This is a genomic window from Pandoraea horticolens (assembly GCF_902459555.1).
Taxonomy (GTDB): domain Bacteria; phylum Pseudomonadota; class Gammaproteobacteria; order Burkholderiales; family Burkholderiaceae; genus Pandoraea; species Pandoraea horticolens.
On sequence record NZ_CABPSM010000005.1, the window covers coordinates 1 to 21,375 of the forward strand.

A 21,375-nucleotide genomic window follows, 5' to 3' on the forward strand; every position below is an offset into this window, starting at 1 on the left:
GTGTGGAACGTCACGCCAGCGCTGCACACGCCGCTCATGGCGGTGACGAACGCGATCTCGGCCATCGTGATCGTGGGCGCGATGCTCGCCGCGGGCCTGACCGAAGGCAGCCTCGGCAAGACGATGGGCGTGGTCGCGGTGGCGCTCGCTGCGGTGAACGTGTTCGGGGGCTTCCTCGTTACGCAGCGCATGCTCGAGATGTTCAAGAAGAAAGACAAGCCGGCGAAGGCTGAAGGGGACAAGCAATGAGCATGAATCTCGTCACGCTGCTATATCTGGTCGCGTCGATCTGTTTCATTCAGGCGCTCAAGGGCTTGTCGAACCCAAAAATGGCGCGTCGCGGCAACGCGTTCGGCATGATCGGGATGGCCATTGCGGCGCTCACCACGCTTGCGCTGATCTACGAGTTGCGACGGCTGATGGGCGGCGGCTATTCGGGCCTCGGCCTGATCCTCGCGGGCCTCGTTGTCGGTGGCGGCATCGGTGCGTTCGTTGCGCGCAAGGTCGAGATGACCAAGATGCCGGAGTTGGTCGCGGCCATGCACTCGCTGATCGGTCTGGCCGCCGTGTGTATCGCGGTGGCCGCCGTCGCAGAACCGGCCGCGTTCGGCATCGTGCCTGCCGGGGAAACGGTATTGCCGCCGGGCAACCGCATCGAGTTGTTCATCGGCACGTTCGTCGGTGCGATCACGTTCTCGGGTTCGGTCATCGCCTTCGGCAAGCTCTCGGGTAAGTACAAGTTCCGCCTGTTCCAGGGCGCACCGGTCCAGTTCACGGGCCAGCACACGATCAACCTGCTGCTCGCCATCGCAATGCTCGGCTTCGGTGTGATCTTTTTCCTGTCGCAAAGCTGGCTGCCGTTCATTCTGATGACGGCCATCGCCTTCGTGCTGGGTGTGCTCATCATCATCCCGATCGGCGGGGCGGATATGCCGGTCGTGGTGTCGATGCTGAACTCGTACTCCGGCTGGGCCGCCGCAGGCATCGGATTCTCGCTGAACAATCCGATGCTCATCATCGCGGGTTCGCTGGTTGGCTCGTCGGGTGCGATTCTGTCGTACATCATGTGTAAAGCCATGAATCGCTCGTTCTTCAACGTGATTCTCGGCGGCTTCGGGGCAACGCCCGGGGCAAGCGCCGCGGGCGGCGAGCAACAGCAACGTCCGGTGAAATCGGGCTCGCCGGATGACGCCGCGTTCCTCATGAGCAACGCCGAATCGCTGGTGATCGTGCCGGGTTACGGTCTGGCCGTGGCCCGCGCGCAGCACGCGCTCAAGGAACTGACAGACAAGCTCTCGGAGAAAGGCGTGAACGTGCGCTACGCCATTCACCCGGTGGCGGGCCGCATGCCAGGTCACATGAACGTGCTGCTCGCAGAAGCCGAAGTGCCGTACGATCAGGTGCTGGAGATGGACGAGATCAACGGTGAATTCGGCCAGACGGACGTGGTGCTGGTGCTCGGCGCGAACGACGTGGTGAACCCGGCGGCAAAGAACGATCCGCAATCGCCGATTGCCGGGATGCCGATTCTCGAGGCGTACAAGGCCAAGACGATCATCGTCAACAAGCGTTCGATGGCCGCGGGTTACGCCGGTCTCGATAACGAACTGTTCTATCTCGACAAGACCATGATGGTCTTCGGCGACGCGAAGAAGGTTGTCGAAGAGATGGTCAAAGCGGTGGATTAACGCGACGAGCCGGCGTCGGCGGGGAAGCGGGGCTGCATGGCACGGCAAGGCGCAGCCCCGCGCTACAATGCGCGCTTCTCGTTGCCCGCTGGAATCGCGTCATGACGCTCGGTATTGTCGCTGCCCTTCATGAAGAAATTGCCGATCTGCTCGCCGAAATGGCCCCTGGGGCGCACGTCGAGCACATCGGTATGCGCGACTATCATGTGGGCAAATTGCACGGGCACGACTGTGTCATCGTGCTCGCGCGCATCGGCAAAGTCGCGGCGGCGGCCACCACGGCCGCGTTGATTCACCGGTTCGACGTCGACGAAATCGTCTTCACCGGCTTGGCGGGCGGACTCGCCCACGGATTGTCGGTCGGTGATGTCGTGATAGCAGACACGTTCGTGCAACACGACATGGACGCCAGCCCCCTCTTCCCCCGCTTCGAAATCCCCCTGCTCGGACGTGCTACCTTCGACACCGCCCCGGCCCTGCGCGACGCGCTCGCACAAGCCGCCCGCGACTGGCTCGCCGACGAGATGCCTGCACAGATTCGCGCGGCGGTGCGCGCCGAATTGCAGATGACCACGCCGCGCGTACACATCGGAAAGATTGCGAGTGGTGACCGGTTCGTCTCCAGTGCGCAAGAAGTCGATCGTCTGCGCGACGCGCTACCCGAGGCACTCGCCGTGGAGATGGAAGGCGCGGCCGTGGCACAGGTGTGTCACGAGTACGGCATCCCGTTCGCCGTGATGCGCACGCTCTCCGATGCTGCCGACGACGACGCGCACGTCGACTTCGCACGCTTCCTGCGCGAGGTGGCCAGCCATTATTCGCACGGCATCCTGCGTCGTTTCCTGACGGCACGGCACGCGTAGACTGACGAGCACAGCGCTGCCGGCACCGCGGGATATCCGCGTCCGACGCCGCGCGTGCGTCGCCCTCCCCGTTTGGACAATCCGGCGCGCGATATCGACATCGCGCGCCGGATTCCCTCTCGACAATGCCCCTTTCCACATTGTCCGAAGGAAATTGTCGATGAACGTTGGAGACTCTCATGTCGCGGCAAGCGCGCAGGCGCACCTGGGTGTGACGGCACTCGAGCCGATCTACCGATCGCTCAGTTGGAGCGACGTCGTCCAGATCCGGGCTCTCAATCCGAAATGCAATCCGACGAAAGCCGCAATCGCACTCGCCGCCGCGCACCCTGACAGTGTATTCGGACGAGAAATCGAGCCTTACGTCGGCAAGACGCCCATCGGCGAACCAGCCCGCAACGCGCAACAGCGCCTCACGCTGCGTCACCTCGCGGTGCTGGAAGATCATGAGGTGACGGTGGATTTGCTCAGAGATGCCGGCCTGCCCGATGCCATTGCCGTCGACCTCGTACATCGGCTGATCGCGCGCCCCACAGGCTGGACAATCTTCGAGCGGCTCGTGCTCACGCCGAACCTGAACGCCTGGGCGCGCTCGGTGATCGAGCGAGACGAGGCTGTCCATGTCGCCGACGATGTTCTGACGCTGCGGATCTTGCAGGCCTTCGGCCACGACGTCGCCGTGCCCTGGTCGTTCGACGTCACCAACAAATGGGTGCATTTCTACAGCGCCTCCACGAGCGAGACGGGAAGTCTCAGACAGCTGCTCGATATGGCGACCATGGATCGACTGGACGACGACTGCATACGCGACGCCTGCCGCAGGGCCTATCAGGCGTTGGTGCATACGCACCATGGCGCAGGCGGACAGGTCTGGCCGCATTGGGAGGTGAGAAACGGGCTCTGGGAGATTTATCCGGACCCGCGCGGGGCGACATTCCGGGACGACATCGTGTCCCACAATGCAGTGACCTGCGAGACGGAGCGGTGGCTCAGGAACGTCACGGTAGTGGGGTGCGTCGACATTCCGGGTCACTCGCCACGCACCGGCCCCGACTACGACAGCGATCTCTCCGACCCGGACAACCTGACGTGCGATCCCGCCCTGCCCCCCATCAGACCAAGCGAACTGTGGGACCGCCGCGCGGCATCGGCCACCGGACGGCGGGCGGTGCGAGCGACCCCGACGCCCCCCTTCGTATCGCCTTCGCACGGCGTGAACATATCACCCTCCGACGAGAGCCGATAGCCTCGCGTAATCGGTGCCCTCAACAAAGCAAAAGACCGGCAATCGCCGGTCTTTTTCGCAACGCCGGGCAACGACTCGCTTACGCTTGCGGCGCGCCGTCGTCTCCCTTGCCTTCGCTCTCGCCGCGCTTGCGCACCGAACCGGCAATCAGATCGAAGCGGAACAGGCGGCATTCCAGCGCACCGTTGTACAGTGGCGTGCGACGCGATTCGCGCAGACGCATCTGGCCCGGCAGGCTCATATCGGCCGTCAGCAGATACGCGCTCCAACCGGTAAAGCGCTGCTTGAGGGCGTCGCCAAAGGCGCGGAAGAACTCGGCATCCACGCCGTCCGGCTGGTTACGCTGAAACCCGCCGCGATTGCCCTGCACATCGGGAGAATGGCGCTCGTCGTCGTCCCGGCCGTCACGGCTGTCACGTCCGTCGCGCGAAGCACGGCGTCCGCGCACTTCGATACGCTCACCGTACGGCGGATTCGCCACGATGATCCCCGGACGATCCACCGGCGGTGACATATCACGCGCATCCACCTGCTTAAGGCCGATGTCGCCCACCCCAGCACGCTCCAGATTGGCGCGCGCCTTGACCAGCATGTCACCCGAAATATCGCTGCCGAAAATCGTCGACGGCACGCCGCGCACGCGCGCGTCGCGCTGCGCGTCTGCCGCCTGCACCTTCAGCGCTTGCCACGCCGTGATGTCGTAGTCCTTGAGCTTCTCGAAACCGAAGCGGCGGCCGGCGCCCGCAGGCACGCCCAGTGCGATCTGCGCGGCTTCCGCAAGGAACGTGCCGCTGCCGCACATCGGGTCGTACAGCACCATGTCGGCGGCCGTATCGGTGCGCCAGCCGGCCAGTCGCAAGATGCCGGCGGCCAAATTCTCGCGCAGCGGGGCCGCGCCCTTGTCCAGACGCCAGCCGCGCTTGAACAGCGCTTCGCCGGAGGTGTCGAGATAGAGTGTGGCGTCGGTCGCGGTCAGGAACGCGAACACGCGAACGTCAGGCTCCGACGTATCGATGTTCGGCCGCGCGCCGGTCTTCTCGCGCAGACGATCGCACACGGCGTCCTTGACGCGTAGCGTGACGAATTCGAGACTGCGCACCGGCGCCTTGATACCGGTGACGTCCACGCGCAAGGTCTGCTGATAGGAGAACCATTCTTCCCAGCGTTGCGAGAGCGCGAAGGCGTAGATGTCCTGCTCGGTGCGATAGGCCTGCTGGGCCACGCGCAGCAACACACGGCTCGCGATGCGCGAATGCAGGTTAGCTGCAATGCCGGCCGCCCACGGACCGGCGAAATGCACGCCACCCGGCACCTGTTTGCCCACCGATACCGGCGCCAGACGGCCCAACTCTGCCAGTTCGGCGGCAAGCGCCTCTTCCAGTCCGCGAGGACAGGGCGCGAAGAATTCGAAGGAAGCCATTTCGATGCGTACGACCGGCACGCGAAGTGCCGGCGGAGGGAATAAACCGCTATTGTACGCGCGCCGCCCCGGCAGACGTCAGCGGCACGCCACCGGGGCAGGCGGCGAGTTTGTGCAGCAGGGTCTCGACGATGGCGTCGGGCGACTCGCGGATATCGATCACCAGCGCGTCGCGCGGCTCTTCGAGCGTGTCGAACTGGCTTTGCAGCAGCGCCGGATCGAAGAAATGCCCCGAGCGCGAGGCCAATCGCTCGCCAATCACTTCCGGGGCGCCTTTCAGATACACGAACACGACGTCACCGTCGTGCTCGCCCAGGACATCGCGATAGCGCGAGCGCAACGCCGAGCAGGCGAACACATGATGACGCCCCGACAACCGGCGCGCGACGATGGCCTCACGGATCGCGGCAAGCCACGGGGCACGGTCGTCATCGCCCAGTGCCTCGCCGCGACGCATCTTTTCGATGTTCGCGGCACTGTGAAACGAATCCGCGTCGGAAAACCCGCAGCCCAAGCGGTCGGCAAGCTGCTGCCCGACCGTGCTCTTGCCGCTGCCCGATACGCCCATTACCACGACGATCATGGCTCGCCTCCTTATCACTTTTGCTACCTGCCGACTTGCGTCGGCGTGTTGCCGACGTTGCGCGTTCTGCATCGAAACCTCAGACCACCGTCGCGAGGCCGAGCGTGAGCAACAACGCCACTACCGAAATGATCGTCTCGCAAACCGTCCAGGTCTTGAAGGTCTGCGGCACGGTCATGTTGAAGTACTCCTTGACCAACCAGAAGCCGCCGTCGTTCACGTGCGACAGGATCAGCGACCCCGCGCCCGTGGCCAACACCATCAGTTCAGGCTTCACCGTGGTGCCTGCGGCCGCCGCGATCGGTGCGACGATGCCGCACGCGGTGGTCATCGCCACCGTGGCGGAGCCCGTCGCGATACGGATCAGCACCGCCACCAGCCAGCCCAGCAACAGCGGCGAGAGGTTCGCGTGCGTCGCCACATCGACGATCGCCTTCGACACGCCGCTGTCCATCAGAATACGCCCGAAACCACCGCCCGCTCCCACCACCAGCGTGATCGTGGCAATCGGCGCCAGACACTCGTTAGTGAACTTCAGAATCTGGTCGCGATTGAAGCCGCGCCGCTTGCCGAACGTGAAGAAGCTCACCAGCGTGGCGATGAGCAGCGCCATCACCGAGTTGCCGATGAGGCGCAGAAAATCGTTGGCGAAGGTCTTCGGCGCGAAGAACAGGTCGGCCCAGCTACCGATAAGCATCAGGATCACCGGCAGCAGAATCGTGAACAGCGTGACGCCGAAACCCGGCAGTTCGCTCATGGCACGATCTTTTTCGACGAACTGTGCGAGCAGGGGATTGTCCGGGTTCGGCACGACGTAGCGCGAGATCAGCTTCGCGAAGAGCGGACCGGCAATTGCCGCCGTCGGAATGCCGACAATCAGCGCATACATGATGGTGTGGCCGATGTCCGCGTTATAGGCGGTCACGGCCAGCAACGCGGCCGGGTGCGGCGGAATCAGGCCGTGTACGACCGACAGCCCCGCGACCATCGGAATGCCGACGAGCACCATCGACGTACCGGTACGCTTGGCAACGTTAAACGCAATCGGAATCAGCAGCACGAAGCCGACTTCGAAGAACACCGGCAGACCGACGATGAACGCGATCACGACCATCGCCCAGTGCACGTTCTTTTCGCCGAAGAGCCCGATGAGCGTGCGCGCAATGCGCTCCGCGCCGCCGGACTCGGCCATCATCTTGCCAAGCATCGTGCCAAGCCCCACCACGAGGGCGATGTGCCCCAGCGTGTTGCCCACGCCCGTCTCGAATGCCTTGACGATGCCGCCCATCGGCATGCCCACCGCCAGCCCGAGCACGAGCGAAACGACGATCAGCGTGATGAACGGACTCAGTTTGAAGCGCGCGATCAGCACAATCAGCGCGATTACCGCGACAAGCGCGTACACCAGCAACAAGTTGCCTTGCACCGCGACCATGGGGGTCTCCTCGTTTGGCTAGTTGGGCGGATGCCCGATGGGCTTGCGCCCGATTATTGGAATCCTGTTATGGGTAACACCAGCGTTGCACGGCCGTACTACCGCCTCGCGCTCAGCCGCGCGGCAACGCCGCAGCGGCGCGGGCCAGACGCGTGATGCCGTCCCAGTCGCGGGCGTCGACGAGCGCCTTAGGCGTCAGCCACGAGCCGCCCACGCACACCACGTTCGGTTGCGCGAGATACGACGGCGCCGACTCTGCGCTGATGCCGCCCGTCGGGCAGAAACGCACCTGGCGGAACGGGCCGTACAGTGCCCGCAGCATGGGCACGCCACCCGAGGGCTCGGCCGGGAAGAACTTCACCGTCTCGTAGCCGTCGGCGAGCGCCGCCAGAATGTCGGAGGGCGTAACCACGCCCGGCAGCAGCGGCAGCCCCGCCGCCTTGGACGCAGCGCCCAGCACGCTCGTGTAGCCCGGCGAGACGCCGAAGCGCGCCCCGGCAGCCACGGCCTGCGCCATTTCCTCCGCACGTGTGAGCGTGCCCACACCGACGATCAGGTCGTCGGACAGGCCTGCCACGTGGCGAATGACGTCCATTGCGGCCGGCGTACGCAGCGTGATTTCGAGTACCCGCACGCCGCCCGCGAGCAGTGCGCGCGAAACTTGCTCGCCCTGCTCGACGCTGTCGAACTGGAGCACCGGAACCACGGGGCCGGCACGAACGATGTCATTGATGTCCATTACGTTTTCCTTGAATGCCGTGACGTGGACTGCACGTCACTCAGTACCGAAGAACACGGAAGCGCCGGTTTCTGCCGCGCCCACTGCCGCGCGCATATGGCCGAAGAGCACACGTCCGGCGTCGTCGCCCGAGACCGGTACCTGCGCGATCTCGCGGGCCACCCATTCCTGCGGCGCCACCTCGACGTGCAACATGCCGACGTTCGCGTCGAGCACGATCAGATCACCGTCGCGCACACGGGCGATCGGGCCGCCGCCGGCCGCTTCGGGCGACACGTGAATCACGGCAGGCACCTTGCCCGATGCGCCGGACATCCGGCCGTCGGTCACGAGTGCCACTGCGAACCCTTCATCCTGCAAGACGCCGAGCAGCGGGGTGAGGCGATGCAGCTCGGGCATGCCATTGGCGCGCGGCCCCTGGCCACGCAGCACCACAACCACGTCGCGATGCAACTCGCCGGCATCGAACGCGGCCTGAACCGCTTCCTGAGAAGTAAACACGCGTGCCGTTGCGCTCACGCGCCGATGTTCCGGCTTGACCGTCGACACCTTGATGACGCCGCGCCCCACATTGCCGTGCATAAGCCGCAGTCCGCCATCGGGGGCGAACGGCTCGGCATGGCCGCGCAAGACGTCACGATCACCACTGTAGGCGCTCCCGTCTCGCCATGCCAGCCCTTCGGGCGAGAGCCAGGGCTCCGCGCGGTAACGGGCCAGGCCGGGGCCGGCCACGGTCTTCACGTCGTTGTGCAACAGCCCCGCGTCGAGCAATTCGCCGATCAGGAAGCCCATGCCGCCGGCCGCGTGGAAATGATTCACGTCGGCTTTGCCGTTCGGGTAGACGCGCGCCATGAGCGGCACCACGGCCGACAAGGCGTCGAAGTCGTCCCAATCGATCACGACGCCCGCCGCGCGGGCCATCGCCACGAGGTGCAGCGTGTGATTGGTCGAGCCGCCCGTGGCCAGCAAGCCAACGATGCCGTTGACCACGGCACGCTCGTCGACCACGCGGCCGATCGGGGTGTATTCGGGGGTATCCGCGCCGATGGCCAGCACGCGCGCGAGGGCGGCGTCGGTCAGCGCGTCGCGCAACGGCAGTTGCGGATGCACGAACGCCGCACCCGGCAGATGCAGGCCCATGATTTCCATCAGGAGCTGGTTGCTGTTGGCCGTGCCGTAGAAGGTGCACGTGCCCGCGCCGTGATAGGCCTGCGACTCGGATTCGAGAAGCGCGTCGCGGCCGACTTTACCGGTCGCGTACAACTGGCGGATCTTGGCCTTTTCGTCGTTCGACAAGCCGCTCGCCATCGGGCCGGCCGGCACGAAGATCGTCGGCAGATGGCCGAACTGCAACGCCCCGATGACAAGGCCCGGCACAATCTTGTCGCACACGCCGAGCATCAGCGCAACGTCGAACATGTTGTGCGAGAGCGCAATGGCCGTGCTCATCGCGATGATTTCACGCGAGAACAACGACAGTTCCATGCCCGCGTTGCCCTGCGTGACACCGTCGCACATGGCCGGCACGCCGCCGGCGACCTGCGCCGTCGCGCCGAGCTTGCGTGCCGCCTCGCGCAGGCGTGCCGGGTACTGCTCGTAAGGTTGGTGCGCGGAGAGCATGTCGTTGTAAGCAGTGACGATGCCCACGTTCGGACGGCGCTGCTCGCGCAGGATGAGCTTGTCGTTGGCCGGCATGGCGGCGAAACCGTGCGCCAGATTGGCACAGGACAGCGCACCGCGCTGCGGGAAGCGGCCGGCGCTCGCGTCGATGCGAGCCAGATACGCCGCACGCGTGTCTTGACTGCGCATGGCAATGCGCGCAGTGACTGCCATTACGGTCGGGTGCAGGGGCTTCGTTTGCTCTGACGTCATGCCGGGGAACGGGATTGCAACGCACCCAGGGGCAGGCGCGATTGGGAGCGGAGTTTAGTAGAAATTCTACATCCCATCAATCAAAAGCCATCGGCATCCGGGGTTTTACTTAGTCTTTTCCATGAGTTACGCGAGTTATTGTCATATTGAGAAATGACGATTCATAATATGAAATCTTATATTTTTGTAGTTTTTGTACATTTCTGTCGTAATCCCCCTACCGAAACACCCGGCGTCGCGCTGCGGCGCCACGGCTTGCGGGTGCTATAGTGGGTGCTAGCCCCGCCGGACCGCCCCGGCGCAAGCCTGCATCACAGGGCGTGCACGATCATGGCGTTACGGGAAACAGGGGAATTAGGGGAATGACGGCGCGTGGCGAGGTCCGCTGCGCGCTTCTGCTTTTGTGGGCGCCTGCTTGCCATGCTGAACCGAATCGAAGCCACGCTGACCCAATTGCGCCCGTCCGAGCGCAAGCTCGCAACCTATGTGCTGGATGCCCCGCGCGAAGTCGTCGATCTGTCGATGAACGAACTTGCCGAGCGCGCCAGCGTCAGCCAACCCACGATCGCGCGATTCTGTCAGGCAGTCGGATGCAGCGGCTATCGTGAATTCAAGATCCGGCTGGCACAGGGCATCGCGCAAGGGGTGCCGTTCGTGCATCGCGATGTGCGGCCCGACGAGCCGGTCCCCGGCATCGCGAGCAAGGTACTCGACCGCACCATCGGCAGTCTCATGCAGGTTCGCAACAACCTATCGCCGGACAGCATCGGACAAGCCATCGACCTGCTCGCGGGTGCGCGGCGCATCGAGTTCTACGGCGCGGGAGCGTCGGGGATTGCTGCGCTCGACATGCAGCACAAGTTCTTCCGGCTCGGTGTACCGGCCGTCGCGTACAACGATCCGCACGTCTACGGCATGTCGGCCGCGTTGCTGCGCGAGGGGGATGTGGTGGTGGCGATCTCCAACACCGGCCGCACGCAGGATCTGCTCGAAGCGGCCCAACTGGCACGCACGGCAGGCGCCAGCGTGATCGCGATTACGCACAGCAACTCGCCGCTGTCGCGTCTGGCCAGTGTGGCGCTCTTTGCCGATGTCGACGAAGACACCGACGTCTACTCGCCGCTGACGTCGCGCATCGCACATCTGGCCATTGGCGACGTGCTCGCCGTGGGCATGGCGCTGCGTCTGGGTGAGCGCTTGCCTGCACAACTGGCCCGCGCGAAGGAAGTCATCAATCGCCGCAGAACGACGAACGACGGCCGGTAGCGGCAACGGCGGCATTCTCCGCCGCCGTCTCTCGTCGCCTGAGTGCCGCCGGCGTTATCCGCGCTGCTGCGCTTGCGGATTCACGACGTTTTGCAGCGGCTTGCCGGTGAGCGCGGCAATCAGGTTATCCGCCGCGCACGATGCCATCGCGTGACGCGTCTCGTGCGTTGCCGAACCGATGTGCGGCAACGCCACCACGTTCTTCATTTTCAGCAACGGCGAATCGACCGGCACCGGCTCGCGTTCGAACACGTCCAGACCGGCCGCGCGCAGATGGCCAGACGCCAGTGCGTCGACCAGCGCCGCCTCGTCGATCACCATACCGCGCGCCGCGTTGACGAAGATCGCGCCGGGCTTCATCTGCGCGAATTCACGTGCGCCGATCAAACGCTCGGTGGCCGGCGACAGCGGCACCAGCGTCACGACAAAATCGGCTTGTGCGAGCAATTCCGGCAACGTCCGGTATTGAGCGCCGTACGCCTGCTCCGCTGCGTCGTTGCGCGAACGGTTGCTGTACAGCACCTTCATGCCGAATCCGAGCGCCGCGCGACGTGCGACGGCCCCGCCAATGCGCCCCATGCCGACAATGCCCAGCGTCTTGCCTTGCACGTCGGTGCCGAAATACTCCTCGCCCAGGCTCGACTTCCAACCGCCTGCCTTCACCAGTTCGGCAAGCTCGACCACCCGCCGGGCACTCGCCAAGATCAGCGAGAAGACGGTATCCGCCGTGGTCTCGGTGAGCACGTCGGGCGTATTCATCAACACAATGCCTCGGCGCGTGAGATCGGGCACATCGAACGGATCGTAGCCCACCGAAATGGTGGCCCATGCCTTGAGCTTCGGTGCCGCGTCGAGCAACGCCGGCGTCACGTTCATGCCCACGCCGATGGCGCCGTCGGCGCAATGCAGCGCCGCCGCGAATTCCGCCCGGTTGCCGTCGTTCACTCCCTTGAATTCGGTGAGCGTGAATGCCTCCACCAATCGCGCACGCACGTCTGGCGGCACGCCCTTGTACAACACGACTTCCGGACGACTCATCCTGTTCACTCCTGGGGGGTTGCCGCCGCCGGCACCCGCCGGCGGCAGACGAAATGATCGGCTTGCCGGTTCAGCGCTTTGCGAGACGCGCTTCGGCAAAAGCCCGTTCGAGAAAGTCGAGGCGGTCCTGCCCCCAATAGGGCTGGCCCTCGAAGACGAACCACGGCGCACCGAACACGCCCGCGCTCGCGGCTTCTTCGGTATTGGCGTCGTACGCCGCCTCTACGCTCGCGCCGTTCGACGCCGCGAGCAGCGACTTGCCGTCGAGCGACAGGCTCTCGGCAATGGCTTGCAGCGTGGCGTCGTCGGCGATGTTACGCTCCTCGGCCCAGAGCGCCTTCGAGATGGCGGCCGACAGGTCGAGCGCCTTGTCCGTGCCGTGCGCGAGTTGCGTGGCGATGAGCAAACGCGCGGCCGGATCGCCCGCCACCGGAAAGAACTTCGGTTGCAAGTTGAGGGGCACGCCCAGGTACTTCGACCAGCGCGCGAGTTCGACCAGGCGATACGCCTGCCGTTGTGGTGTGCGCTTGGCCAGCGGCAGCCCGCCCGAGCCCGCGAAGATTCGTCCGAGATCGATCGGCTTGAACTGAATCCGTACGCCATAGCGACGCGCCAGTTCGACGAAGCGTGCGTGCCCCATGTACACAAAAGGCGACGGCGGCGCCACAAAATATTCGCAGGTCAAACTCACAGCAGACTCCTCCGGGCTATCGGTAGTCGGCGCTTATGCGCAGCGCTCGAATTGCGTAACGATGTGTGCGGAATCGATGAAGGGGGACGTCAGAACGGTTTGACAACCGCGAGGATCACCGCGGCCAGCAATCCGAGCACCGGGAATTCGTTGAAATAGCGATACCAGCGATGCGAATGCGTGTTGCGGCCAGTCTCGAACTTGCGCAGCAGACGGCCGCACGCATGGTGATAGCCCAACAGCAACACCACGATCAGCAACTTGGCGTGCAACCAGCCGCCGTAGCGTCCGATACCGTAATACAGCCAGAGGATCAGTCCGAAAGCGAGGGCAGGCACCGCGAGTATCGTCATGAAGCGATACAGCTTGCGCGCCATGAGCAACAGACGTTGCGTGGCGGCGGCGTCGCTCTCCATCGCGAGGTTGACGAAGATGCGCGGCAGATAGAACAGACCGGCGAACCACGAGGCGACGAAAACGATGTGAAGCGATTTGATCCAGAGCATCGGGGAGAGCGGCCCGCACGCAGGCCGTCGGATATTTTGAATAGCAAACAATGTACAACAATCTGCCGTGTCGCGATGTGCAGCACCCAGCGCCTTCGCGCGTGGAACCTGCGGCATATCGACGCGACCGGGCGAGCGCGCCAATCAGGCTTCGCAAGGCAACGCATCGACGCAGGACATTGGCGCGTCTCACCCGACGAAACACGACTTCGGCGACGCCTCCGCCCGGCTGTGCCAGAATACGGGCCATATTGGCTTCTTTGCCCGAATCGGTCTGTACGCCGATCATTGGCCCCCGCATGAGAATTCTTGGCATCGACCCCGGGCTGCGTGTCACCGGCTTTGGCGTGCTCGAAAAGCACGGCAGCCGTCTGCAGTATGTGACCAGTGGCGTCATCCGCACCGGCGAAGGCACGCTGCCCGCGCGGCTGCGCATCATCTTCGAAGGCGTGGCGGAACTGGTCGACACTTACCGGCCCGATCAGGCCGCCGTCGAAAAAGTGTTCGTCAACGTCAACCCGCAATCCACGCTGCTGCTCGGGCAGGCGCGCGGTGCGGCCATTACCGCGCTGTCGGTCGGCGGGCTCGAAGTCTTCGAGTACACGCCGATGCAGCTCAAGCAGGCAGTGGTCGGCTACGGGCGCGCCCGCAAGGAACAGGTGCAGGAGATGGTCGCACGCCTGCTCACACTCACCGGCACGCCGGGCAAGGACGCGTCCGATGCGTTGGGGGTGGCCATCTGTCACGCGCACAGCGGCGAGACTTACGCGGCGCTGGCCGAGGTCTCCCCCGCCCTCGCGGCCAAGGGCCTGCGCGTGCGGCGCGGACGCCTGATCGGCTGAGCACCGCCCCCCGTCGGGCATCGTAGGAAATCCCGTCGCCCGGCCCCGGCAAGCGACGTCCGAAGCGCTACAATGCAGCCATGATCGAAACCGACAAACTCGCCGCCGAGCGCATCATTGCGCCCACCCCGGTCTCGCCCAACGAAGAAGCCTTCGAGCGCGCGCTGCGCCCCAAGCTGCTCGACGAATACGTCGGTCAGCGCAAGGTGCGCGAGCAGTTGGAGATCTTCATCGAGGCGGCTCGGAACCGCTCGGAACCGCTCGACCACGTGCTGCTGTTCGGGCCGCCGGGTCTGGGCAAGACGACGCTCGCCCACATCATCGCCCGCGAAATGGGCGTGCACCTGCGCCAGACGTCCGGTCCCGTGCTCGAGCGTCCGGGCGACCTCGCTGCGCTGCTGACCAACCTCGAAGCCAACGACGTGCTGTTCATCGACGAAATTCACCGGCTCTCACCGGTCGTCGAGGAAATTCTGTATCCGGCGCTCGAGGACTATCAGATCGACATCATGATCGGCGAAGGACCGGCCGCGCGCAGCGTCAAGCTCGATCTGCAACCGTTCACCCTTGTCGGTGCCACCACGCGCGCCGGCATGTTGACGAATCCGCTGCGCGACCGTTTCGGGATCGTAGCGCGTCTCGAGTTCTATTCGGCCGAAGAACTGGCGGGTATCGTGCGCCGCTCCGCCAGCCTGCTCGGCGCGGTCATTGCCGACGACGGCGCCTTTGAGATCGCCCGCCGTGCGCGCGGCACGCCGCGTATCGCCAACCGCTTGCTGCGGCGTGTGCGCGATTTCGCCGAAGTGAAGGCCGACGGGCGCATTACCGCCGCCGTCGCCGACGCCGCCCTGGTAATGCTCGACGTCGACTCGGTCGGCTTCGACGTGATGGACCGCAAACTGCTCGAAGCCGTGCTCCACAAGTTCGACGGTGGGCCGGTAGGCGTGGACAACCTCGCCGCCGCCATCGGCGAAGAGCGCGACACCATCGAAGACGTGATCGAGCCGTACCTGATTCAGCAGGGCTTCCTGCAACGCACACCGCGCGGACGCGTCGCCACCCTCGCGGCGTTCCGTCACTTCGGCGTGAGCGCTCTCGGCAGCGCGCCGGAAAGCGGCTCGCTCTGGTCCCCGGACGTCACCGGCAAGTGACGCCCGCCGTCACGTCACGCTGAAAGACGTATGTCCTCGCACGACGACCTCCCGACGCCCCCTCCGGCAACGCCTCTGCGGCCTGCCGGACCGGTGACAGGCGTGTCGGGACACGTGCGGCATGCCATCGCGATGCGGCTGGTGAGCCTGACGTCGGGCCCCGGCGCACCGCGTCTTAACTACGACACCCCGGCGGGCGATCCCGGCCTGTTTGGCCCCGATGCCGCCTGCTGGCACGTGCACGGCGACTTCACCTCGATGATGATCGGTGGGATCAGCGCACTGCTGATGCAGTCGCTGCATCCGCTTGCGATGGCCGGCGTCTGGGATCATTCGACCTTCCGGCAGGACGTGATCGGCCGTCTGCGCCGCACGGCGACGTTCATTGGCGGCACGACGTTCGGCAACACTGCCGACGCCGAAGCGCTGCTCGAACGTGTGCGGCGCATCCACTTGAAGGTCACGGGCACCGCGCCCGATGGCCGCCCCTATGCCGCTTACGATCCCGAGTTGCTGACGTGGGTCCATGTGGCGGAGACGTCGAGCTTTCTGCGCAGCTATCTCGTCTACAAGAATCCGGGGTTCGCGCGCAGCGAGCAGGACCGTTACTACGCGGAAGTCTCGCGCATTGCCGTGGCGCTTGGTGCACGTGATGTGCCGATGAGTGTGTCGCAGATCGATGAATATCTCGCCACGATGCGTCCTGCGTTGTGCGCGAGCGAACGCACCGAAGAAGTCGTGCATGTATTGCGCAACTTGCCTGCGCCGTTCGCAGGTGCGCGTATATTCAGCGGGTTATTGTTCCGCGCAGGTATCGATCTGTTACCGGACTGGTCGCAGGCGATGCTCGGACTCGAAGCACAGTCGATGGTGCGCCGTCTCACGGTGCGGCCTGCCGTGCGTCACATGGCGCAGGTTGCGCGCTGGTCGATGCGAAACAGCGTGGCTCACCGGGCGCGACGCCGTGCGTTGGCCACCCCCGATGTCGCCGTCGTGCAGCCGTCGCTGGAGCGCTAAGCGCGTGCGTCGGAAGGCCATTGCGGCTGTTACACCGTTACGCTGGCACGCAGGAAAAACGTCGAGCGGATGTCCTACACCACGCGCGGGTCCACGCGATCCGTCGCGCAGGCATGAACATCGGCCGGCTTGTCGTTGTTTTCGTCGCGCGCCGCGTCGTCCAGATGCGTGACATCTCCCCAGCTCAACACATGCCAACGCGCGCCGCCGTATGCCAGACGATTCACGCTCGCATTGAGCAACGGATAGGAACGCGGCTCGGACAATGCGAGCCCCGTCGCCAGCCGATAGCAGCAGTCGAGCACGCCGCCATGTGCTACCAGCGCCAGATGCTGGCCCGTGTACTCGCGCACAAGTTGTACGACGAAATCCGTGATGCGCGTGTAGAAACCCCGTGTCGACTCGCCACCGGGAATCACGAAATCGGGATCGCGGCTCTGCCAGCGCGAATACTCCTGCGGAAATGCCGTCTGAATCTCGTCGGGCACGCGGGTTTCGAAGATCCCGTAGTGACGCTCCCTCAGACTGGCCGTGCGCACGAGCGGCAAACCGCAAGCATGGGCGACGGGCGCCGCCGTCTGCGCCGCGCGCTGCAAATCGCTCGTGAGCACGTGGTCGAACACGTGCCCGTGCGCCGCAACCTCGCGTGCGATACGCTCCCCCAGCAAGACCGCCTGACGCTCGCCCTCCGTCGACAGCGCAATGTCCGTGTGTCCCTGAACCCGTTTGACGCGGTTCCAGTCGGTCTCGCCGTGGCGAATCAAAGTGAGGGTAGTGGTCGTGCCGGTCATCGGTGCGAATGCGTTTTGCGCGAGTCCAGAGGAAACGGGAGGCAGGCGGCGCGCCGTCAGGCTACCTTCGGGTTAAGCGTGTAGGTACCGGTCACGCTGCCACTGCCGAGCACGTGCGGCTTGATCGCCGCGAGCACGTCGTCGCCACCGAAGCGGCCTTCGAGCGGTACGCGAGCGATGTCCAGCGCATACACGGTGAAGTGGTAGTGGTGCACGATCGTGTCGTTCCACGGCGGGCACGGGCCGTCGTAGCCGTAGTAATCGCCCTTCATGCCCTCGTCGCCCGCAAACCATGCCGTGTAGTCGTTCACGCCATGGCGCATGCCGTCGAGCGCGTCCGGACCAAACTTGCCGCGCGGTGTAACGTGATTGCTGTGGCTTGCCGCCGGGATCTCGGAGACCGATGCCGGCACGTCAACGAGTACCCAGTGATAGAAATCGACGCGCGGCAGGTCTGCCGGCACTTCGCAGCCTTCCTTGTTGACGTCGTCCCCCTGACTCGGCACGTCGCTGTCGGTGCAGATCACGACAAACGAACGCGTACCGGCGGGCACGTCGGACCAGGTCAGATGGGGATTCTTGTTCTGCGACAGCGCGACGTGCGACTGCGCATCCGGTTTGCCGAAGGCGAACTGTGCATCCATTGCTGCATTGTCGGCGAACGAGTCACTCCAGACTTTCATCAGATTCTCCCAAGCATTGATATTTCGGAACCCAACGACGGTATCACACCGATGCGAATCGCGCGCGATGGGTCCTACACATCAGGACGATTCCGAGCGATTTTCGGGATAAGCCTGGTGGCGCGGGCGGCGCCGTCTGGCGCCGTGCCGCCGCAAAAGGCTTAAACGGCGTCGGGGCGCGTCTGAAGCCAGAACGTGACCGGTCCGTCATTCACGAGCGAGACGCGCATGTATGCGCCAAACTCGCCCGTTTCCACGATGGGATGGCGCGCGCGCGCCTGCGTCACGAAATGATCGAAGAGTCGCTTGCCGTCGGCCGGACTCGCCGCCGGGGTGAAACTCGGGCGGGTGCCGCTGTTGGTGTCGGCGGCCAGCGTGAACTGCGAGACGAGCAGCAAACCACCCGCCGCCCCGTTCCCGTCGAGGCTCGACACGCTGCGGTTCATCTTGCCCGCCTCGTCCGGGAACACGCGATAGCTGAGCAGCTTCGCCAGCAACTTGTCAGCACTCGCCTCGGTGTCGCCGCGTTCGGCGCACACCAGCGCGAGCAGGCCCGGGCCGATGACACCGACCGTGCGGCCATCGACCGTTACCGAGGCCTCGAGCACACGTTGGATGAGCGCAATCATCGCGAGCGATTCATCATGTACGGCAGCGGGAACATCGGGCCGGCGACGCTCAGGCGAGCGTCACGCGGGCGAAGCGGCGCTTGCCGACTTGCACGACATAGCTGCCGGCATCGATCTTCACGCCCTTGTCGGACACGGCCTCGCCATCGATGCGCACACCGCCCTGCTCGATGTTGCGGTTGGCTTCCGACGTCGACGGCACCAGCCCCGCCTGCTTGAGCAGTTGTGCGATGCCCAGCGGCGCGCCGTCGAGCGAAACTTCCGGAATATCGTCCGGCACGCCGCCCCTGGCGCGGGCGTTGAAATCCTCAAGTGCGTGCTCGGCGTCGGCCTGCGAGTGGAAACGCGCCACGATCTCTTGCGCGAGCAGCACCTTCACGTCGCGTGGATTGCGCCCGCCTTCGACGTCCTTGCGCAGTTGGGCAATCTCTTCGAGCGAACGGAACGAGAGCAGCTCATAGTAGCGCCACATCAGATCGTCCGAGATGCTCATGAGCTTGCCGAACATTTCGCTCGGCTTCTCGCTGATGCCCACGTAGTTGCCCTTGGACTTCGACATCTTCTCGATACCGTCCAGCCCTTCGAGCAGCGGCATCGTCAGAATGCACTGCGGCTCCTGACCGTACTGCTTTTGCAGTTCGCGGCCCACGAGCAGGTTGAACTTCTGGTCCGTACCGCCCAACTCCAGATCCGACTCCAGTGCCACCGAGTCGTAGCCCTGCATGAGCGGGTAGAGGAATTCGTGGATGGCGATGGGCACACCGCCCTGGAAGCGCCTCGTGAAATCTTCGCGCTCGAGCATGCGCGCCATGGTGTAGCGCGACGCGAGCTTGATCATGCCGTCGGCACCCAGCTTCATCGACCATTCGCTGTTGTAGCGGATTTCGGTCTTGTTGCGGTCCAGCACGAGTGCGGCCTGCTCGAAATAGGTCTTGGCGTTCGACTCGATCTGCTCGCGCGTGAGCGGCGGGCGCGTACTGTTGCGGCCCGACGGGTCGCCGATCAGCGAGGTGAAATCGCCGATCAGGAAAATGACCGTGTGCCCCAGATCCTGCAACTGACGCATCTTGTTGAGCACCACGGTATGACCGATGTGGATGTCGGGCGCCGTCGGGTCGAGCCCCAACTTGATGCGCAGCGGCTTGCCGGTCGCTTCGCTGCGCGCCAGCTTCTGCAGGAACTCCTCTTCCACGAGAAGCTCGTCGCAACCGCGCTTGGCGATCGCCAGAGCGGCCCGCGTGGCGTCGGTCACGGGGTACTTCTTTTCCGATGTGAGTACGTGTTCACTTGTCATAACATCATTGTCCAGACTGGTTCAGGGTTTCCCTTAGCCAGCCAGTAAAGGCGGAGGCAGCGGCGGGTCTGCTATAATTGCCGCTCAATTTCTCGGCTCGGGCCGAAGCGACGCCGGGTTGCCCCGGAATTCCGGCAGGCAATCTCGAAGCGTGTCGCTCCGCCCGGGCTTTTTTCGTAAGTTGCGCAGAATTTTACGTGATGTGGCCAAAACTCCGTGATTTTTTTGCGCGTGAACTGCTGACCCTGATCGATCCCACGCAGCCGAAGCACCGTCGCAGAAAGGTGCAAATCGTGGCAACGGTCGGTTCGGCCCTGACGTTGGGAATGGTGACCGCCTTCGGCGTGGCACCCATGGTGCCCGAAGCGGCGCGCAACGGTGCGAGCGTGACTTTACCGCTCACCTTCCCCGACCTGGCCAAACAGATCCAGCAGCTCGACGCGCAATCCCAGACCTTTATCCATCAGGTGGCGCTGCGACGTGGCGAAACCCTTGGCGACATGCTCTCGCGCCTGTCGATCCAAGACCCCACCGCAGAACGCTTCATTCGTGAGAACGCCGTCGCCCGGCGTCTTATCGGCGTGCCCTCCGGGCAAGTCGTGCAGGCGGAAACGGATGACGACGGCAAACTCGTCTCGCTATCCACCGTCCTGTCGACCGGCAGCACCGGTGCCCAGCAGTTGGTGATCGAGCGCAACGACGACGGCCGTCTGCGCGCGCGCGTGGAACAGCTCACGAACGACACCGAATGGGCCATGCGCTCCGGCGCCATTGCGAATAACTTCTTCACCGCGATGGACGATGCGGGCGTACCCGACGCCGTCGTCGCGCAGATGGTGAATATCTTCTCCGGCGTGATCAACTTCCAGCGCGACGTGCGCCGCGGCGACCGCTTCCGCCTTGTGTACGAAGTCGTCAAGCAGCAGGATCGTACGGTTCGCACCGGGCGCGTGCTCGCCATCGAGTTCATCAATCAGGGCAAGACGCATCAGGCCATCTGGTACGCCGAACCGCAGGGAGCGCCCGAGGGCGCTTACTACGGCTTCGACGGCCGCAACCTGAAGCAGGCATTCCTGCGCACGCCAGTCGAGTTTTCGCGGATTTCGTCGGCGTTCGGCGGTCGCGAGCATCCGTTCCAGCACCAGTGGAAGAAGCACGAGGGCATAGATCTGGCTGCCCCCATCGGCACGCGCGTGTTCGCGGCGGGTGACGGTGTCGTCACGTTCGTCGGCACGCAGGGCGGTTACGGCAATCTGGTGACGATCGATCACGCGGGCAACTACCAGACGCGTTACGCCCACCTGTCCGGCTTCGGACAGGGCATGAAGGCCGGCACTCGGGTCACGCAGGGCCAGGTCATCGGCTTCGTCGGTCAGACAGGCTGGGCAACAGGCCCCCATCTGCATTACGAACTGCGCTACAACGGCGTTCCGCGCAATCCGTTCTCGACGGATGTCGCGGCCGTCGCACCGCTCTCAGGCGCCCGCCTGAGAGTGTTCGACATGTACGCCGAGAACCTGCTCAAGCGCATCGATCTGATGCGCACGGTACAGGTCGCCGAGCGCGATTAAGGTATGCTGGAAGCCGCGCTGCGCGAGCAACATGTGTTCGACATGCTTGC

At 64.6% G+C, this 21,375-nt stretch carries 21 protein-coding genes; 9 read left to right on the forward strand and 12 right to left on the reverse strand.

Annotated features, from left to right (window positions below):
* From PHO31112_RS10055 to PHO31112_RS10070, 4 genes are all read left to right on the forward strand, one after another.
* Positions 1 to 249, forward strand: a 249-nt coding sequence (locus PHO31112_RS10055; protein WP_150620389.1) for an NAD(P) transhydrogenase subunit alpha part 2, incomplete at its 5' end; no start/stop codon positions are given.
* On the forward strand, positions 246 to 1,688 hold the full coding sequence (locus PHO31112_RS10060) for an NAD(P)(+) transhydrogenase (Re/Si-specific) subunit beta (RefSeq protein ID WP_150620390.1): 1,443 nt from the start codon (positions 246 to 248) through the stop codon (positions 1,686 to 1,688). The genes PHO31112_RS10055 and PHO31112_RS10060, both read left to right, overlap by 4 nt.
* Before the next feature lie 101 nt (positions 1,689 to 1,789).
* Positions 1,790 to 2,551, forward strand: a complete 762-nt coding sequence (locus PHO31112_RS10065; RefSeq protein WP_150620391.1) for a 5'-methylthioadenosine/adenosylhomocysteine nucleosidase — start codon at positions 1,790 to 1,792, stop codon at positions 2,549 to 2,551.
* 160 nt (positions 2,552 to 2,711) lie between these two features.
* The gene (locus tag PHO31112_RS10070; protein ID WP_150620392.1) at positions 2,712 to 3,797 is read left to right on the forward strand and encodes a hypothetical protein; all 1,086 of its coding nucleotides are present in this window, start codon (positions 2,712 to 2,714) and stop codon (positions 3,795 to 3,797) included.
* Between the two features lie 79 nt (positions 3,798 to 3,876).
* Here PHO31112_RS10070 and PHO31112_RS10075 read toward each other — a convergent pair whose 3' ends face one another.
* From PHO31112_RS10075 to edd, 5 genes are all read right to left on the reverse strand, one after another.
* Positions 3,877 to 5,217, reverse strand: coding sequence for a THUMP domain-containing class I SAM-dependent RNA methyltransferase (locus tag PHO31112_RS10075; protein WP_150620393.1), 1,341 nt, complete (start codon positions 5,215 to 5,217; stop codon positions 3,877 to 3,879).
* A gap of 49 nt (positions 5,218 to 5,266) precedes the next feature.
* On the reverse strand, positions 5,267 to 5,800 hold the full coding sequence (locus tag PHO31112_RS10080; RefSeq protein WP_150620394.1) for a gluconokinase: 534 nt from the start codon (positions 5,798 to 5,800) through the stop codon (positions 5,267 to 5,269).
* A gap of 79 nt (positions 5,801 to 5,879) precedes the next feature.
* A complete protein-coding gene (locus tag PHO31112_RS10085; RefSeq protein ID WP_150620395.1) occupies positions 5,880 to 7,235 on the reverse strand; it encodes a GntP family permease in 1,356 nt (451 codons plus the stop codon).
* 112 nt (positions 7,236 to 7,347) lie between these two features.
* Positions 7,348 to 7,974, reverse strand: coding sequence for a bifunctional 4-hydroxy-2-oxoglutarate aldolase/2-dehydro-3-deoxy-phosphogluconate aldolase (gene eda, locus PHO31112_RS10090; RefSeq protein WP_150620396.1), 627 nt, complete (start codon positions 7,972 to 7,974; stop codon positions 7,348 to 7,350).
* A 36-nt stretch (positions 7,975 to 8,010) separates the two neighbouring features.
* Positions 8,011 to 9,846: a phosphogluconate dehydratase gene (edd, locus tag PHO31112_RS10095; RefSeq protein WP_150620397.1), complete on the reverse strand. Its 1,836-nt coding sequence runs from the start codon at positions 9,844 to 9,846 to the stop codon at positions 8,011 to 8,013.
* 420 nt (positions 9,847 to 10,266) lie between these two features.
* On the opposite strand from edd, the gene PHO31112_RS10100 reads away from it, so the two are divergent.
* Positions 10,267 to 11,112 carry an SIS domain-containing protein gene (locus PHO31112_RS10100; RefSeq protein ID WP_036663648.1) on the forward strand — a complete coding sequence of 282 codons (846 nt, stop codon included), beginning with the start codon at positions 10,267 to 10,269 and terminating at the stop codon, positions 11,110 to 11,112.
* 54 nt (positions 11,113 to 11,166) lie between these two features.
* Here the strand turns inward: PHO31112_RS10100 and PHO31112_RS10105 are convergent, their stop codons facing one another.
* From PHO31112_RS10105 to PHO31112_RS10115, 3 genes are all read right to left on the reverse strand, one after another.
* On the reverse strand, positions 11,167 to 12,150 hold the full coding sequence (locus PHO31112_RS10105) for a 2-hydroxyacid dehydrogenase (RefSeq protein ID WP_150620398.1): 984 nt from the start codon (positions 12,148 to 12,150) through the stop codon (positions 11,167 to 11,169).
* 70 nt (positions 12,151 to 12,220) lie between these two features.
* The gene (locus tag PHO31112_RS10110; protein ID WP_150620399.1) at positions 12,221 to 12,841 is read right to left on the reverse strand and encodes a 2-hydroxychromene-2-carboxylate isomerase; all 621 of its coding nucleotides are present in this window, start codon (positions 12,839 to 12,841) and stop codon (positions 12,221 to 12,223) included.
* 89 nt (positions 12,842 to 12,930) lie between these two features.
* Positions 12,931 to 13,347, reverse strand: a complete 417-nt coding sequence (locus tag PHO31112_RS10115; RefSeq protein WP_150620400.1) for a CopD family protein — start codon at positions 13,345 to 13,347, stop codon at positions 12,931 to 12,933.
* 299 nt (positions 13,348 to 13,646) lie between these two features.
* Between PHO31112_RS10115 and ruvC the strand changes: the two genes are divergently transcribed.
* From ruvC to PHO31112_RS10130, 3 genes are all read left to right on the forward strand, one after another.
* Positions 13,647 to 14,189, forward strand: a complete 543-nt coding sequence (gene ruvC / locus PHO31112_RS10120) for a crossover junction endodeoxyribonuclease RuvC (protein ID WP_150620401.1) — start codon at positions 13,647 to 13,649, stop codon at positions 14,187 to 14,189.
* An 80-nt stretch (positions 14,190 to 14,269) separates the two neighbouring features.
* Positions 14,270 to 15,340, forward strand: a complete 1,071-nt coding sequence (gene ruvB / locus PHO31112_RS10125) for a Holliday junction branch migration DNA helicase RuvB (protein WP_150620402.1) — start codon at positions 14,270 to 14,272, stop codon at positions 15,338 to 15,340.
* Between the two features lie 30 nt (positions 15,341 to 15,370).
* On the forward strand, positions 15,371 to 16,357 hold the full coding sequence (locus tag PHO31112_RS10130; protein ID WP_425495174.1) for an oxygenase MpaB family protein: 987 nt from the start codon (positions 15,371 to 15,373) through the stop codon (positions 16,355 to 16,357).
* 74 nt (positions 16,358 to 16,431) lie between these two features.
* Here the strand turns inward: PHO31112_RS10130 and PHO31112_RS10135 are convergent, their stop codons facing one another.
* The 4 genes from PHO31112_RS10135 to tyrS all read right to left on the reverse strand — a co-directional run bounded on the left by PHO31112_RS10135 (position 16,432) and on the right by tyrS (position 19,754).
* Positions 16,432 to 17,148: a histidine phosphatase family protein gene (locus PHO31112_RS10135; RefSeq protein WP_150620403.1), complete on the reverse strand. Its 717-nt coding sequence runs from the start codon at positions 17,146 to 17,148 to the stop codon at positions 16,432 to 16,434.
* A gap of 56 nt (positions 17,149 to 17,204) precedes the next feature.
* Positions 17,205 to 17,831 (reverse strand): YbhB/YbcL family Raf kinase inhibitor-like protein, encoded by a 627-nt coding sequence (locus PHO31112_RS10140; RefSeq protein WP_150620404.1) that lies wholly within the window; start codon positions 17,829 to 17,831, stop codon positions 17,205 to 17,207.
* Positions 17,832 to 17,992: 161 nt separating this feature from the next.
* A complete protein-coding gene (gene dtd, locus PHO31112_RS10145) occupies positions 17,993 to 18,460 on the reverse strand; it encodes a D-aminoacyl-tRNA deacylase (protein WP_150620405.1) in 468 nt (155 codons plus the stop codon).
* A gap of 49 nt (positions 18,461 to 18,509) precedes the next feature.
* Positions 18,510 to 19,754, reverse strand: a complete 1,245-nt coding sequence (tyrS, locus tag PHO31112_RS10150; RefSeq protein ID WP_150620406.1) for a tyrosine--tRNA ligase — start codon at positions 19,752 to 19,754, stop codon at positions 18,510 to 18,512.
* Positions 19,755 to 19,954: 200 nt separating this feature from the next.
* Here tyrS and PHO31112_RS10155 point away from each other — a divergent pair, with 200 nt between their 5' ends.
* Entirely contained in the window at positions 19,955 to 21,325 is a 1,371-nt protein-coding gene (locus PHO31112_RS10155; protein WP_150620407.1) for a M23 family metallopeptidase, read from the forward strand.
* Positions 21,326 to 21,375: the final 50 nt, after the last annotated feature.